14 protein-coding genes and 2 pseudogenes are annotated in these 13,663 nt (G+C 72.1%); 10 read left to right on the top strand and 6 right to left on the bottom strand.

Translation table 11 applies throughout. The features are described from left to right. Positions 1–85 precede the first annotated feature (85 nt). On the bottom strand, positions 86–1,507 hold the full coding sequence (locus ACFWJX_RS19255) for an amidase (protein WP_383244303.1): 1,422 nt from the start codon (positions 1,505–1,507) through the stop codon (positions 86–88). Between the two features lie 229 nt (positions 1,508–1,736). On the opposite strand from ACFWJX_RS19255, the gene ACFWJX_RS19250 reads away from it, so the two are divergent. The 4 genes and pseudogenes from ACFWJX_RS19250 to ACFWJX_RS19235 form a co-directional block, all read left to right on the top strand. Continuing rightward, the gene (locus tag ACFWJX_RS19250; protein ID WP_383244300.1) at positions 1,737–3,125 is read left to right on the top strand and encodes a glycoside hydrolase family 43 protein; all 1,389 of its coding nucleotides are present in this window, start codon (positions 1,737–1,739) and stop codon (positions 3,123–3,125) included. 551 nt (positions 3,126–3,676) lie between these two features. Continuing rightward, on the top strand, positions 3,677–4,378 hold the full coding sequence (locus tag ACFWJX_RS19245; RefSeq protein ID WP_383244298.1) for an SDR family oxidoreductase: 702 nt from the start codon (positions 3,677–3,679) through the stop codon (positions 4,376–4,378). Between the two features lie 12 nt (positions 4,379–4,390). Continuing rightward, on the top strand, positions 4,391–5,269 hold the full coding sequence (locus ACFWJX_RS19240; RefSeq protein ID WP_383244295.1) for an alpha/beta fold hydrolase: 879 nt from the start codon (positions 4,391–4,393) through the stop codon (positions 5,267–5,269). A 165-nt stretch (positions 5,270–5,434) separates the two neighbouring features. Next, a pseudogene (locus ACFWJX_RS19235) lies at positions 5,435–5,932 on the top strand (MFS transporter); the annotation flags it as partial. A gap of 144 nt (positions 5,933–6,076) precedes the next feature. Here the strand turns inward: ACFWJX_RS19235 and ACFWJX_RS19230 are convergent. After that, on the bottom strand, positions 6,077–6,604 hold the full coding sequence (locus ACFWJX_RS19230; RefSeq protein ID WP_383244292.1) for a TerD family protein: 528 nt from the start codon (positions 6,602–6,604) through the stop codon (positions 6,077–6,079). Between the two features lie 373 nt (positions 6,605–6,977). On the opposite strand from ACFWJX_RS19230, the gene ACFWJX_RS19225 reads away from it, so the two are divergent. From ACFWJX_RS19225 to ACFWJX_RS19215, 3 genes are read left to right on the top strand one after another with little or no spacing between them, the layout of a single operon-like run. Next, positions 6,978–7,361, top strand: a complete 384-nt coding sequence (locus tag ACFWJX_RS19225) for a nuclear transport factor 2 family protein (RefSeq protein ID WP_383244289.1) — start codon at positions 6,978–6,980, stop codon at positions 7,359–7,361. A 42-nt stretch (positions 7,362–7,403) separates the two neighbouring features. Further along, a complete protein-coding gene (locus tag ACFWJX_RS19220) occupies positions 7,404–8,075 on the top strand; it encodes a formylglycine-generating enzyme family protein (protein ID WP_383244287.1) in 672 nt (223 codons plus the stop codon). Then, positions 8,072–8,521 carry a hypothetical protein gene (locus ACFWJX_RS19215; protein WP_383244284.1) on the top strand — a complete coding sequence of 150 codons (450 nt, stop codon included), beginning with the start codon at positions 8,072–8,074 and terminating at the stop codon, positions 8,519–8,521. Before ACFWJX_RS19220 ends, ACFWJX_RS19215 begins: the two co-directional genes overlap by 4 nt. Before the next feature lie 15 nt (positions 8,522–8,536). Here the strand turns inward: ACFWJX_RS19215 and ACFWJX_RS19210 are convergent, their stop codons facing one another. Beyond that, a complete protein-coding gene (locus tag ACFWJX_RS19210) occupies positions 8,537–8,677 on the bottom strand; it encodes a hypothetical protein (protein ID WP_383244281.1) in 141 nt (46 codons plus the stop codon). Positions 8,678–9,287: 610 nt separating this feature from the next. On the opposite strand from ACFWJX_RS19210, the gene ACFWJX_RS19205 reads away from it, so the two are divergent. The 3 genes from ACFWJX_RS19205 (at position 9,288) to ACFWJX_RS19195 (ending at position 10,986) form a co-directional block, all read left to right on the top strand. Next, on the top strand, positions 9,288–10,070 hold the full coding sequence (locus tag ACFWJX_RS19205) for an MBL fold metallo-hydrolase (RefSeq protein ID WP_383244278.1): 783 nt from the start codon (positions 9,288–9,290) through the stop codon (positions 10,068–10,070). Between the two features lie 26 nt (positions 10,071–10,096). Then, a complete protein-coding gene (locus ACFWJX_RS19200) occupies positions 10,097–10,492 on the top strand; it encodes a nuclear transport factor 2 family protein (protein WP_383244276.1) in 396 nt (131 codons plus the stop codon). A 71-nt stretch (positions 10,493–10,563) separates the two neighbouring features. Further along, positions 10,564–10,986, top strand: coding sequence for a PPOX class F420-dependent oxidoreductase (locus tag ACFWJX_RS19195; protein ID WP_383244273.1), 423 nt, complete (start codon positions 10,564–10,566; stop codon positions 10,984–10,986). A gap of 87 nt (positions 10,987–11,073) precedes the next feature. Here the strand turns inward: ACFWJX_RS19195 and ACFWJX_RS19190 are convergent, their stop codons facing one another. From ACFWJX_RS19190 to ACFWJX_RS19180, 3 genes and pseudogenes are all read right to left on the bottom strand, one after another. Beyond that, on the bottom strand, positions 11,074–11,589 hold the full coding sequence (locus ACFWJX_RS19190; RefSeq protein WP_383244270.1) for a MarR family winged helix-turn-helix transcriptional regulator: 516 nt from the start codon (positions 11,587–11,589) through the stop codon (positions 11,074–11,076). A gap of 491 nt (positions 11,590–12,080) precedes the next feature. Further along, a complete protein-coding gene (locus ACFWJX_RS19185) occupies positions 12,081–12,398 on the bottom strand; it encodes a response regulator transcription factor (RefSeq protein WP_383244267.1) in 318 nt (105 codons plus the stop codon). 190 nt (positions 12,399–12,588) lie between these two features. Then, positions 12,589–13,577: pseudogene (locus ACFWJX_RS19180) on the bottom strand (helix-turn-helix domain-containing protein). Positions 13,578–13,663: the final 86 nt, after the last annotated feature.

Here is a 13,663-nt window from a genome sequence, read left to right as displayed (position 1 = left end):
TCCGGTTCCTTCGCCTCTGCCTCTGCCTCTGCCTCCGGCTCCGCCTCCGCCGCCGAGATCCGCGTCGTGCCCGCCCTCCGCCGGATCACACCGCCGGGGAATCCGTCACGAGCGGCTCCGGCCACCGTTCGTGCCAGCGCAGCTCCGCCTCCAACTGCGCGGCGAGCGACAGCAGCAGCGGCTCGCTGTTCGCGGGGCCGAGCAGTTGGGCCCCGACCGGCAGCCCGCCGGGCGTGAACCCGGCCGGCACGTTGACGCCGGGCCACCCGAGGACGTTCCACGGCCACGCGTAGGGGCACGCGGCGATCATGGCGCGGTCGGTGGCGAACCCGCTCAGCTCCAGCAGGGCCCCGATACGGGGCGGGGGAGCGGCCGTCGTCGGCGCGAGCACCACGTCGTACGTCTCGAAGAAGCGGCCGATACGGCGGTGCAGGGCCGTCTCCGCACGGCGGGCCGCGCGCAGCGGGGCGCCGCCGAGGAGCCGGCCCAGCCGGGCGGCGTCACGGGTGCGCCGGTCGAGCAGCGCGGGGAAGGGCGCGTCGGCGACCCACTCGGCGATACCCGCGGTCGCCCGCGGCACGAAGGTGAGCCCGATCCGCCCGTACGGCGGGTCGGCCTCCTCGACGGCGTGCCCCAGGCCGGCCAGTGTCCCGGCGAGGCCGACGACCCGGTCGCGGACCTCGGGGAGCAGCCGGGCGGGGACGGCGGTGAACGGCGGCTTCAGTGCCAGTGCGATCCGTAGCCGGCCGGGATCGCGGCCCACCGCGGCGAGGGCGTCGACGGCGGGTGGACAGTGCGGGTCGCGCGGATGGTTGCCGCTCGCCGCGTCGAGGAGGAGAGCCGCGTCGGCCACGGTCCTGGCGAGGGTGCCGTTGACCGTGATGCCCTGGAAGGACTCGCCGCGCGGCCAGGTCGAGACCCGTCCGCGCTGCGGCTTGACGCCGACGAGGTGGGTCCAGGACGCCGGGATGCGGACCGAGCCGGCGCCGTCCGAGCCGAGCGCGGCCGGTACCAGACCCGCCGCGACCGCGGCCGCCGAGCCACCGGAGGAGCCGCCCGGGGTGTGCCCGGTGTGCCATGGATTGCGGGTGGCGCCGAAGGCCGGGCCCTCGGTGAACGGCCACTGCCCGAGTTCGCAGGTGTTGGTCTTGCCGACGATCACGGCTCCGGCCGCGCGCAGCCGCCGTACCGCCTCCCCGTCCTCGGTGACCGCCGGGTGGGTGCCGGCGCAGCCGAAGGCGGTCGGCTCGCCCGCCACGTCCATGTCGTCCTTCACGGCGACCGGTACCCCCAGCAGAGGCTTGCGCGCACCGGCGGCCAACTCCCGGTCGGCGGCCTCGGCTTCGGCGAGCGCGGCCTCGGTGCGGACGATGCGGAAGGCGTTGAGGGTGTCCCGGGTCGCCTCGATCCGCGCCAGGGCCTGCTCGACCAGCGTGCGGGAGGAGATCTCCCCGGCGGCCAGCGCGCGGGCGGTGTCGATCAGGCCTGCGGAACGGTCGAGCGGCATTGCGGAGCACCTCCGGGAGCACGTCGTCTACCGAACGGTAACGTCTGGGGCCCGGTGGTGGACCGCACTCGGGCCGACGGCGAGTTCCGTGTCCGCGACAGGTGCCGCACAGGGCGCTGCCGTTCCTGCGCAAAGCATTGACGTGCCCTGGAGCCACCCCTACCTTCTGATCGACTTTCCGAACCTCGTTCGGTTGGTCGAACGTTGAGTCGTAGGGAGAGAGCCGCACATGACCACACGCCGCCCCACCCCGTCCCGCCGCAGCCTGCTGCGCGCGATGGCCGCCCTGCCCGCCTCCGCACTGGTGCTCGGAGAGGTGCCCGGCCTGCTCGGTACCGCGCTCGCCGCCGCCCCGCCCAGCGGCTCGGCCACCCGCTACACCATCGTGCCGTTCCTGGACAGCAACGACGGCACGGTGAACGTCTACCAGTCGGACGACGCCACCGACTTCCGCCTCGCGAAGTCCGCCGCCTACACCCCGCCCGCCAACCGCATCCGCGACGCGAGCATCATCAAGCACACCAACGGCTACTACTACCTGACCTACACCACCCACACCTGGCAGGACCCCAGCACCACCATCGGCTTCGCCCGCAGCTCCGACCGGCTCACCTGGTCGTTCCTGTACGACTACACGGTGCCCGTCGCGAACCTCTCGCGCGCCTGGGCGCCGGAGTGGTTCGTCGACAGCGACGGCAGCGTGAACATCATCGTGTCCTGCTCCACCACGGACGACGAGTGGATCTTCACCCCCTACCTGCTGAAGGCCACCAACTCAGGGCTCACCGCCTGGAGTTCGCCGCTCGCCCTGTCCGGCATCGGCGAGAACCACATCGACACCTTCATCGTGAAGCTCGGCTCGACCTACCACGCCTTCACCAAGAACGAGACGACCAAGTACATCGAGTACGCCACCGCCACCAACCTCGCCGGCCCGTACACCATCTCCCGCACCGGCAACTGGGCCGGCTGGGGCAGCTACCGCGAGGGCCCGGCCCTCGTCCAGCTCGACAACGGCGGCTGGCGCATCTTCTTCGACGGCTACGGCGACGGCACCTACTACTACAGCGACAGCTACGACACCTTCACCACCTGGAGCGCGCCGAAGGGCCTCCCCGCCGTCTCCGGTACGGCCCGCCACTTCACCGTGGTCAAGGAGACGGTGACCGGCGGCGTGAACCTCCCCAAGAACGTCACCCGCTCCTTCCGCTCCGTCAACTACACCACCCGGCACTGGCAGTCGCAGTCCTCGCTGCTCAACCTGCCGGTGGTGACCGCCTCCAGCACGACGGCCGAGAAGCAGGCGTCCACCTTCACGGTCGTCCCCGGCCTCGCGGACGCGAACGGCTACTCCTTCCGCGACGCGTCCGGCAACTACCTGCGCCACTACTCCTTCCGCGCCCGCTTCGACCCGAACGACGGCACGTCGACGTTCGCGAAGGACGCCACCTTCATCGCCCGGACCGGCACCACGAGCGGCTCGGCACGCTTCGAGTCGTACAACTACCCCGGGTACTACCTGCGCCACTACAACTACCAACTCCGCGTGGAACAGGCGGACGGCACGGAACTGTTCCGGACGGACAGCTCCTTCCTGCCGGTGACCGCCTGGGCCTGACGCACACCCTTGCCTTGCACCCCCGGAGTTCCCGGCCGCACGTGCACCGACTGTGCACCGGGTGCCCTGGGGGTGAAGTTCGCGGCCGAGGTCGCCGCGTCCCGGTCACGCCGCCGAAGGCCACTCCGCCGACGGCTCGTCCCGTCGGCACGCACGACGATCCTGGCGCCGACGGTTCGCGTCATCCTCCCTCCTGGCCGTCCTCGGTACGCCCGGCATGCTCGTGGTCACCCTGGTCTTCATCGGGGGCGGTGCCGGCGGCCGGTGCCACCACGCCGAGCTGGTACGACCGCAAGGGGCTGTACCGCATCCCGGCCGAGAAGAAGCCCCAGGAGGCTGCTGTCCGGGTGTATCCAAGGAGCGGCCGCCTCGGGGGCACCAGGGGGCTGCCTTTCACCCCGCGCCCGGATCCCGCACGTCTTCGAGTGGTTGGAGCCGCACGCGGATGCGTCCGGTTTCAGAGGCGATCGGCCCTCGCTGGAACTTGCGCATGGAAACCGATCGGTTTACTGTGGTGGAAACCGTTCGGTTTCTCATTTGTGGAGGCAGTCATGACCGCACTCAAGGGCGCAAACGTCTTCGTCACCGGCGGCAGCCGGGGGATAGGCAAGGCCCTGGTGGAGGAGCTCTATGCGCGCGGCGCCGCCAAGGTCTACGCCACGGCCCGCGACCCGCGCACGGTGACGCATCCGGACGCGGTCCCGGTGGCGCTGGAGGTCACCGACCCGGCGTCCGTGGCGGCGGCCGCCGCTCAGGCGCAAGACGTCACCGTGCTGATCAACAACGCCGGTGCGGCCGTCGGAGCGTCCTTCCTCGACTCGCCGGTCGACGACGTGCGCCGCGAGTTCGAGACCAACTTCTACGGCCCGCTGCTGGTCGCCCGCGCCTTCGTGCCGGTCATCGAGCGCAACGGCGGCGGCCATCTCCTCAACGTGCACTCCGTGCTCTCCTGGCTCGCCCTCGGCGGCTCCTACAGCGCCTCCAAGGCCGCCCTGTGGTCGCAGACCAACTCCCTGCGCCTGGAGCTGCAGCCGCGCGGCATCGCCGTCACCGGACTGCACGTGGGCTACGTGGACACCGACCTGGCGGCCGGCGTCGACTCACCCAAGTCCGACCCCCGTGCCGTCGCCGCACTCGCCCTGGACGGCGTCGAGACGGGTGCGTACGAGGTCCTCGCCGACGACATCTCCCGGCAGGTCAAGGCGGGCCTGGCCGGAGACCTGGCAGGCCTGTACGAGCAGCTGGCGAAGTAGGGGGTCGGCGAGATGCCCAGCCAGGAGTCCGGTCCCACGATCCACATCCCGGGGACCACCAGCCACACCATCGCCCCGCGCGCAGGACGGCACCGCCGCGAGGGAACGCTGCGCTACCTCAAGGCGGGCAGCGGTGCCCCGCTGGTCCTGCTGCACACCGTGCGCACCCAGGCCGAGCACTTCCGCCTCCTCATCCCGTTGATCGCGGACCAGTACACCGTGTACGCCCTCGATCTGCCGGGGATGGGCTACTCCGAGATCGTGCCCGGGGCGTCGTACGACGAGCCGGCCATGCGCGCGGGTGTCGAGCGGCTCCTCACCGAACTCGACCTCCACGACGTGACGTTGGTCGGAGAGTCCATGGGGGCGGTGCTCGCCCTGACCACCGCGGCCGGTCTGCCCGAGCGGGTACGGCGTGTCGTCGCGGTGAACACCTACGACTTCCGCGGCGGGATCGCCCGCTCCGGCCTCCTCGCCCGCATGGTGGTCAGCGGTGTCCTCATGCCGGGGGTGGGCCCGCTGATCGCCCAGGTGGAGCCCAAGCCCGCGCTCACGAAGATCCTTCAGGGCGGCCTGGGCGACAAGAGCGCGTTGCGCGAGGACTACGTGGACGAGCTCCTCCAGGTGGGCGGCCGTCCCGGCTACCCGACCGTCGCCCGTGCCGTGTACCGGAACCTGCCCAGCCTCATCGCGGCCCGCTCGCGCTACCCCGACGTCAAGGCGCCCGTCCACCTCCTCTACGGGGAGGAGGACTGGTCCCGGCCCTCGGACCGGCAGGCCAACAAGGAGCTGCTGCCCGCCGCCGACTTCACGGAGCTGCGAGGAGTGGGCCACTTCATCTCACTCGAGCGGCCGGAGGCAGTGGCGGAGCTGCTCGCCCGGAGGGCTTGAACCGTCGGCCGGAGGCATCCGAAGGACAGGGTGCCGGTGATCCGAGTGGCACCGCAGCAGGTCTTCCACGACTCCACGAGTCCACCCGGCCGTTCCGCATCCCCCTGCCTTGGTGCAGGCCCGGTAGGGAAGCGGGTGGGTGACCGGGTCGGACCGGCTCCGTCGATGCCCGAGGTAGCGTGGAACCCTCACGACGTCAGCACCGGCACCGTGCTCTTCGTGTTCGGCCTGGGCTCCATGGGCGGCGTCTGGATCGCCGGAGTCACCGCCGACCGCCGGCTGCGCACCGCGACGGTCGGCCTGCTGGCGCTGGCCCTGCTGTGCCTGGCGTCCTTCGGGCTGTTCGCGCACAGCACCGTGGCCGTACTGCTCGCCGCCCTCCTGTGGGGCGTGACCCATGGAGGCATCCCCACGCTGATGCAGACCGCGGGGGTCGGAGCGGCACCCCAGGACCCCGACACCGCCGACTCCCTGTGGGTCACCGGCTGGAACATCGGCATGGCCGACGGATCCCTGCTCGGTGGCGTGGTCCTCACCGGCGCCGGAACCGGCGCACTGCCCTGGACGGCGTCCGCCCTGCTCACCGTGGCCCTCCTCACCGTACTCGCACGCCGCAACGGCTTCCCCCCCGGCCGGCTGAGCGGGCCGGCCGGCGCGCCGAGCAGGTGGGTGCATTCCTCGCCTGCCGGCCGCCGCCGGTCGGGTGCCGGGCCCACGGAGGAGTGTCTCGCCGTACCACGGCCGGCACCGGCTGGACCCGGAACGCCGGAACGCCGGAACGACCCAGCGCCACGGACGGAACCGGCGCTACGACACGCCGCCCATCTCCGCGGTGAAGACCACGGGGTCGCTGTCGAACCCCCGGATCAGCTCGCGGTACGTCCACGTCGTGGCGGTGTCCCGGGTGAACTCCGCGACGGTGGCGGCGGTGGACCCGGCGACCTGCGCGAAGTCGTCCTTGAGCAGTTCCTTGTAGCCCTCCAGGACCAGCACCCCGGCGTTCGACAGGTCGCCGAAGGTCTTCGGACCGGTGTTCTGGTGGATGACCACGCCCACGACCACCCGTGCGAAGGAGGACGCCAGGCGATTCAGCTCCAGGGTCATCTCCTCGACGTAGCCGAGGCCCTGGCCGGTCTGGCTGTGCCGGTTCATGTTGATGGTGCCGTCGGGTGAGCGGCTGTCGAAGTGGACGACGTAGACCGGCCGTCCGTGGGGGTCGTCCGCCGAGTAGGTCGTGGCGATGATGTCGAGATGATGGGGTGGCTCGTTCCACGGGCTGGGGTCCCACTTGAGCCGTACCTCGGCCTTCTCCAGTCCCGGGTTGTCGCTGCTCACCGGATCACCGCCTCCTCGTGCCGTACCACCACGGGATGCTCTCCCGCTCCGTCAAGTATGGCTGTCCGCCACACTGTTGAAGCCCCGTGGGGAGGGCCGCCTCGGCCTCGCCGGTGATCGCCGCGCGCCTCGGCCGGGACGACCCGCCTGCACGACGAGGCAGGACGACCCCGCAAGGCGAGTTGAGCCCTTCGTGGCACCCGAACCCGAGCGGACCCCGTCGGCGGCGGTGCGGCGAGCACGGGGTGACCCGAGCAGCCATGATGATCACTGACAGGCATGCGCCGAGGTACGCCCACGACCTGCCGCGCGGTGACGGCGACCCTGCCGGGTGAGCCGGCGGCGGAGACGGGGCACGACGACAGGAGCCCGTATGAACCCTTCAGCCGACGTCAACACACGCATGGAGGTCATCGACGCCTACCGCGCCCATCTGCACGCGATGGCCGACGGCGACACCGTCGCGCTCGACGCCCTGCTCGACGACGGGTTCACCCTGACGCAGACCACGGGGGACCGGCAGGCGAAGGCCGAGTGGCTGGCGGACCTTCGCGCCGCGACGTTCGTCCCCCTGGGGATCGAGGAGAAGACCGTGACCGTCGTGGTCGACGGCGGGACGGCACGCCTCGTGGGCCGCGTCATCACGCGCGCGACCGGGGACGGCGCACCCGAGGACCAGCGACTCCAGCTGACCATGGACTACGCCCGGGTACGCGACAGCTGGATCGCTCTGCGTTCCGTGGCCAGAAGTTGGTGAGACGGGGTGGGGTCGACAGCCCGCCGGTGAGATCATCGGCCCATGGACGTCAGGGCGGGGGAGCGGATGGTCGACGTGGCGGCGGGCCGGGTCACGTTGGCGGACCGGCGGACCAGCCGGACCTGGGTGGTCGATGTCGCCCCGTACCGGATCGGGGCGTACCCGGTCACCCGGGAGCTGTACGGGCGGGTCACCGGCGGGCGGCCGGACGGTCCGCGGGGGCTGCCCGTGGAGAGCGTCTCCTGGTGGGACGCGGTCCGGTTCTGCAACGCCCTGTCCCGGCAGGAGGGCCTGGCCCCCGTCTACGATCTCGCCGCCGACGGCGAGAGCGTCGGGCGGGACGCCGCGGCCGACGGGTACCGGCTGCCGACCGAGGCCGAGTGGGAGCACGCCTGCCGGGCCGGCACCACCGGACCCCGCTACGGCCCCCTCGACGACATCGCCTGGTACCGCGGCAACTCGGAGGAACGGATCCACGAGGTGGGCGGCCGACTGCCCAACCCCTGGGGGCTGCACGACACGCTCGGCAATGTCTGGGAGTGGTGCTGGGACCACTACGACACCGAGGTCTACGGCAGCTACCGCGTGCTGCGCGGCGGCGGCTGGTTCGACGAACACTGGAGCTGCCGGGCCTCCGTGCGGCGCCGCAGCCATCCCACGTTCCGGGTGGACGACGTCGGCTTCCGCGTCGCCCGGTCGGCCGGTGCCCGGTGAGGGGCCGGCTGCTCGCCGTGCTGTTCCTGACCGCCGCGCTGTCCGGGTGCTCGCTCCCCGGCCGGGGAACGGCCTGCACGCAGATGGGGATGGACTCGGCGGTCGGCGTCCGGTGGCTGCCCGCCGACTTCGGGGGCGCGGACGCGGCCGTCGTGCGGGTGTGCGTGCGGGAGCGGTGCGCCCAGCGGGCGTCCGGCAGTCCCGACGACCCGTTCGCGAGCCTCTCGGTCCGGCTGCCGGACGACGTCGGCGACACCACCGTGCCGGTACGGCTCACCGTCACCGCGGCGAAGGACGGCCGGGTCGTCGTGACCGACCAGGTCTCCGCCCGGCTGACGGAGCAGCACCCCAACGGCCCTGCCTGCCCGCCCACGGCCTGGACCGCGGGCTACCGCGCCCACCCGGAGCGGGGGCTCGTGCCGGCGGCGGGGACGAGCCTGCGCTGACCGCGGCCGCCGGGGTCAGCCGCCGGGCCCGGCGAAGCTGGCGAAGCAGTAGGCACAGCCCGGCACACAGCCGGTGTAGGGGTTGATGACGTAGTCGTTCGACGGGGTCCTCGACTTCTGGATCAGGGTCTTCGCCTCGATCTCGACCGGCTCCATGACGTACTTCCTTCCTGCGGCCCGGCCCGTCCGTGTGGGACATGCCGGGCTCCTGTGCTGTCCGAGAGCCGGTGGACCGCAGGACACCGAACCCATACACACGGAACAATAATCTGTGGAAGTTGCTTCCATGGAATGTAAATGGTTTGCTGGAGCCGGGCCGGTCCGGAGCTCCTGCGGGCGCCCACGAGTCCACGGGGCTGATCGCCGCTTGGATTCAGTCGACCTCAGAGAGTTACATTTCTCCCTTTTCTAGGGGGTTAGGAGTGCGTGTCGTGACCGTTCCCGCCGCACGCGGAGTCGGAGACCGGCTCCATGAGAACCGTGGCGCCGAGTTCCCGGCCGCGCTCGACAGTCGCGGCGACGTCCCGGACCAGGACGTAGAAGATCGCGTAGTGGGGGAAGTTGCCCCCTCGCCTTCGCCCGGCTGGAGGACACCGGCAACCACTTCGGCGTCCTCTCCCTACCCGCCCGGTAAGCCCGGCCATGGGCCCGGCCGCCCTTTCAGGGAGCGGGCGACCCCGCAACCCGTGCCTCTTCCGCCCTGCCTCCCCGCCGGAGCGTGCCGCAGGGCGTCCTACCACCGTTCCCCCGACCGAGAGGTTCCCCGATGTCCGGCGCCAGCGCCACCAGCGAAAAGATCCCCGTCCGCGTCTACGGCGGCCCCACCGTCCTGTTCGAGTACGGCGGACTCAGGGTCGTCACCGACCCGACCTTCGACCCACCCGGCGAGTACCCCATGCCCCTCCCGGGCGACCACAAGCTCGTCAAGACCGCCCCCTCGCCGGTCACCGCCGCCGACCTCGGACGCATCGACGCCGTCCTGCTCTCCCACGACGAGCACGACGACAACCTCGACAACGCCGGCCGTGCCCTCCTGGTCGACGTGCCGGTCGTCTTCACCACCGAAAGCGGCGCCGGCCGCCTGGGCGGCAACGCCCGAGGCCTCGCCTTCTGGCAGACCGCCGAGCTCAAGCGGCCCGACGGCGGCACCGTGACCATCACCGGCGTGCCCGCCCGGCACGGTCCCGTGGGCTGCGAGCCGATCTCCGGTGACGTCATCGGCTTCATGCTCACCTCCGACGACCTGCCCTCGGTCTACGTCAGCGGCGACAACGCCGCCCTGGAGCACGTCAAGGAGATCGCCGAGAAGTTCGCACCGGTGGACACCGCCATCCTCTTCCTCGGCGGCGCCCGCATGCCCTTCGCCTTCGACGGCGCCCTGCTCACCCTCGACAGCGCCCTGGGCGCCGAGGCCGCCAAGACACTCGGCGCCCGACGCGTCGTCCCCGCGCACTACGACAGCTGGGCCCACTTCCAGGAAGGCCGCACCGAGATCCAGGCCGCCTTCACCGAGGCCGGCCTGGCCGACCGCCTCGACTTCGCCCGATAAGCCCGACCGAACCCATGGAGACCACGATGACCACTGCCAACCTCGACCTGGCCCGCGCCTACTTCCAGGCCGTGCAGACCGGAGACATGGCCGCCCTCGGCGGCCTCCTCGACGACCAGATCGTCTGGCACCAGCCCGGCACCAACCAGTTCTCCGGCGACCACAAGGGACAGGGCGCCGTCTTCCAGATGCTCGGCACCATGATGGAGGCCAGTCAGGGCACCTTCGCCATCGACAAGATCCACTCCCTCATGGGCAACGGCGACCTGGTCGCCGCCACCATCCACTTCACCGGCCGCCGCGGCGACGCGTCCATGGCCATGGACGGCGTGGATCTCCTGCGCATCCAGAACGGCAAGATCACCGAGATGTGGCTCTTCTCCGGCGACCAGAACGCCGAAGACGCCTTCTGGGGCCGCTGACACCCACTGTTCGCCCCGAGGCCGGCCCGGCCTCGGGGCGGCGAACGGCCCACCAGAGCGACAGACATCGCATGCGGAAGATGACCGACGAGCAGTGGCGGTCGTTCGTCACGCACGGCACCCGCACCGGCAAGCTGTCGACCGTCCGAGCCGACGGCAGCCCGCACGTCACACCGGTGTGGTTCCTTCTCGACGGCGACGACATCGTGCTCACCACCGAGAAGGACGGCGTCAAGGGCCGCAACCTCGCCCGCGACGGACGCTGCGCCCTCTGCGTCGACGACGACCCCCCATACGCGTTCGTCATCCTCCAAGGACACGCCGAGACCTCCGCGAACCCCGACGAGATGCTGCACTGGGGTGGCCTCCTCGGCGCCCGCTACATGGGCGAAGACCGCACCCAGGAGTACGCCGCCCGCAACGGCGGCCCCGGCAACCTCCTCGTCCGTGCCCACATCGACAAAGTCATCGCCTACGACGGCATCGCCGACTGAACGACAGGGGGCGGCTGGTGCGGGGCGGGTGAACATGGTCACCCGCCCCGCACCAGCCGCCCGTCGTCCTGCCCGACAGACGGTGGCTCACGAGGCCGACCGGCCTGGGTGCTTCGGCGCCCGCATCCCCCGAACCGGCGTCTGACCTGCGGATTTCCGCTCCGCGTTCAGAGCACGTCCGGCCGCCCGCAGCGTAGTGAGGACCGCGGTCACTTCGCGTACCGACTCCTCGGGAATCACCGACCCGATCCGCAGTTCCAGCTCCTCCTCGAAGACCTTCAGCGCCCCGTCCACCAGCTTCCGCCCCTCGGGGGTGAGCTCGACGATCGAGGAACGGCGGTCGTTCGGATTGGCCCTGCGCCCACACAGGCCCGCCCCTTCCAGACGGTCGACGACCTTGCTCGTGCCGCCCACGGTGATCGAGAACTCCTCGGCGATGTCCTGGATCCGCGGCCCTGGCCGACGCAGCAGCAGGTGCAGCACCTCGAACGACGTCAGCGGCAGGTCGTACTCCGCCCGCAACCGCCCCTCGATGCCGTCCCACAATTCGATCTCCAGCGAGACCAGCTCCCGGTACAGCATCTTCAGGTCAGCGTCAGCCATCACTCATCTTCCAAAGAATTATCTTCCATAGACAGTTAATTGTAGGGCACCGGTATCGGGGCTCTCCGCGGATGCCAGGGTCTGGACACCGACCACTGCTGCGACGTCGGCCTTGAGCTGACCGATCTCTTCGGCGTCCGCCGCTCGCAGTTCCCTCGGGCGCCGCACCTGCCGGCGCAGCCGTTTCTCGCTGTCGGGGGTCTGCCCACGGGCGCGGACCTTGGCGTGGAAGTCGTTCCTCGGATCCAGGTGGCGTTGGGTGAGGACGGCTTCCGTACCGCGCTCCTCGTCGGCGGCGGCCTCGCCCTGGTCTCCGCGGCCATCGCGTCCTTCATCCCGGCGTCCGCCCGGCCGCCTCCGCCGCGGAGGAGACCGACGCGGCCTGCGAGCCGGCGCGGGCCAAGGTCTGAGTCCCGGAAGGGGTGCGAGGGCGTGGGGCGTTGCGGGCGTGGGGCGTTGCGCTTTTCACGCTCCCGCACCCGCCGTAGGGATCAGGCCAGGTCCGGCAGCCCTCTGCGGACCGCCTCCGACACCGCCGCCGCGCAATCGTCCGCGCCGAGCTTGCGGTGGATGCGCACCAGGTGCGTCCTGACGGTGGCCTCGCTCAGGAAGAGGGCCTCGGCGGTCGTCCGGTGGCCGAGGCCCTCGGCCGGCAGCCGCACCACCTCGACCTCACGCCCGCTCAACTCCCGCCGGACGTCCAGCGACCCGGTCTCCTCGGCACCGCCGGACCGCTGCCGCGGGGAGGCCGCGGCGGAGGTGGAGCTGACACCGAGGGTGAGGCGCCGCCTGCTGGGGAAGCCGGGCATGCCGAGGCCTCTCTGAGGGGAGGGAACGGGGGTGTCGGGGGACGACCGGGCGCCACGGTCACCGCCGATTCCTCCGCCGGGGGAGCGGGACGCGCGTCCTCCGGGCGGAGCGCCGTCTGAGCGTCCGATGTGGCCCGCGTTCAAGGGAACGGTTGAACGGCGGCCCGCCTCCCTCGGGGCTGCCGCAGTCCTAACCCCGTGCCAGCCGCCGCAGGGTCAGCGCGAGGTGCAGACGCAGCCGGCCCTGGGGAGTGCGGGTCGGCCAGCCCAGCAGGTGCTCGGCGTGGGTGAGGCGGTCCTGGAGGGTGGAGTGGTGCACGCCGGCCTCGACGGCGGCCGCCCGCAGACTCGTCGTGGCGGTCACGGCGTGCAGGGTGGCGAGCATCCAGGGGGCGTCCGAGGCCGCCGCCTCCACGGCCCGGACGTCGGCCGGGGGTTCGGCGCCCGGGACGACGAGGTCGGCCAGCAACGCGAGCCCGCCCAGCTCGTCGGCGTACACGACACGAGGGCCGGGATCGTGCGCGGTGCCGTCCGCGGCGAACCGCAGAGCGGTGCGGGCGGCGGCCCAGGAACGGGGCAGGTCGAGAACCGGGACGGCGGGCCCGACACCGGTCCGGTCGGCGTACGGCCCGGTCTCGCGCGACCCGGTCAGCACCCGGGGCGGCCCCTGCGGTGAGGCCAGCGCGCGGGCCGGGACGGCGGGGTCGAGACCGAGCCGCCGGGCCGCGTGCAGCCGGGCCGGTTCGGCCGCCGTCGCGTCCAGACCGTCTCCACCAGGGCCGGGTCGTCCAGCGGGGCCCGCCCCCGCGTCCGGTCGAGCACCAGCCGGACCACTCCGGCGGCCCGCTCCAGGATCACGGCGTCGACGACGCTCGGCGCCGCGCCGGTCCGCTCCAGCCACAGCGCGGGCTCCCCGCCCGGCGTCAGCGCGACCGTCGGCCAGGCCGGGTCCGGCGGCAGGTCGGCGTCCCGGCGCGTGCCGTCCGGCTCCACCCGGACCCGCACCCGCCGCTCGGCGTCCACCAGCCGCGCGGGCACCCCGGCGAGCACGGCGGCCCCGCGCACCAGCGCCTCCACCCCGGCCCGTGCCTCGGCCAGCCGGTCGAAGTAGGCGATGACCCGCACGGCGGCACCGGCGTCGGCATCGAGCGCCGCCAGCCGCCCGGCCAGCTCTTTCATACGACCATCATGCGCCACCGGCCCGCCGGAGAGGAGGGGGCGGCGGCCGGGCCGGGGCAGGCGTGCGGCCCGGCCCGGCCGCGCAC

The sequence above is a fragment of the Streptomyces sp. NPDC058335 genome (genome assembly GCF_042723915.1).
Classification (GTDB): Bacteria; Actinomycetota; Actinomycetes; order Streptomycetales; family Streptomycetaceae; genus Streptomyces.
The sequence above is the reverse complement of the archived record's forward strand: the minus strand, read 5'-3'. Positions and strand labels throughout refer to the sequence as shown.

Coding starts and splice junctions, on each gene's coding strand:
- ACFWJX_RS19185 (WP_383244267.1), bottom strand. CDS start 12,398: ATGCCCGGCTTCCCCAGCAGGCGGCGCCTCACCCTCGGTGTCAGCTCC.
- ACFWJX_RS19200 (WP_383244276.1), top strand. CDS start 10,097: ATGACCACTGCCAACCTCGACCTGGCCCGCGCCTACTTCCAGGCCGTG.
- ACFWJX_RS19205 (WP_383244278.1), top strand. CDS start 9,288: ATGTCCGGCGCCAGCGCCACCAGCGAAAAGATCCCCGTCCGCGTCTAC.
- ACFWJX_RS19255 (WP_383244303.1), bottom strand. CDS start 1,507: ATGCCGCTCGACCGTTCCGCAGGCCTGATCGACACCGCCCGCGCGCTG.
- ACFWJX_RS19190 (WP_383244270.1), bottom strand. CDS start 11,589: ATGGCTGACGCTGACCTGAAGATGCTGTACCGGGAGCTGGTCTCGCTG.
- ACFWJX_RS19250 (WP_383244300.1), top strand. CDS start 1,737: ATGACCACACGCCGCCCCACCCCGTCCCGCCGCAGCCTGCTGCGCGCG.
- ACFWJX_RS19225 (WP_383244289.1), top strand. CDS start 6,978: ATGAACCCTTCAGCCGACGTCAACACACGCATGGAGGTCATCGACGCC.
- ACFWJX_RS19245 (WP_383244298.1), top strand. CDS start 3,677: ATGACCGCACTCAAGGGCGCAAACGTCTTCGTCACCGGCGGCAGCCGG.
- ACFWJX_RS19220 (WP_383244287.1), top strand. CDS start 7,404: ATGGACGTCAGGGCGGGGGAGCGGATGGTCGACGTGGCGGCGGGCCGG.
- ACFWJX_RS19210 (WP_383244281.1), bottom strand. CDS start 8,677: ATGGAGCCGGTCGAGATCGAGGCGAAGACCCTGATCCAGAAGTCGAGG.
- ACFWJX_RS19240 (WP_383244295.1), top strand. CDS start 4,391: ATGCCCAGCCAGGAGTCCGGTCCCACGATCCACATCCCGGGGACCACC.
- ACFWJX_RS19195 (WP_383244273.1), top strand. CDS start 10,564: ATGCGGAAGATGACCGACGAGCAGTGGCGGTCGTTCGTCACGCACGGC.